The 249-nt window shown below is 46.6% G+C and carries 1 pseudogene; it reads left to right on the plus strand.

The features are described from left to right. A pseudogene (locus tag IQO02_RS22320) lies at nucleotides 1–249 on the plus strand (cytochrome o ubiquinol oxidase subunit I); the annotation flags it as partial.

Genomic DNA, 249 nt, shown 5'->3' on the forward strand with positions numbered 1-249 from the left:
TCGATTCGTTCTGGTATCAAAAGCAAAGTGGTGAGTTTGACCCAACTCAGGAAGAAGAATACGAACGTATTCACATGCCGAAGAACACACCGACAGGTATCTATGTTTCTGCATGGGCGTTGGCATTTGGCTTCGCAATGATCTGGTACATCTGGTGGCTAGCGGCTGCAAGCTTAGTAGGCATCGTGGTGACATGTATTCAACACAGCTACAACGACGATGTGGATTACTACGTGGAAGTTGAAGAGA

Source organism: Vibrio sp. OPT24 (assembly GCF_015163545.1).
GTDB classification, from domain to species: domain Bacteria; phylum Pseudomonadota; class Gammaproteobacteria; order Enterobacterales; family Vibrionaceae; genus Vibrio; species Vibrio cyclitrophicus.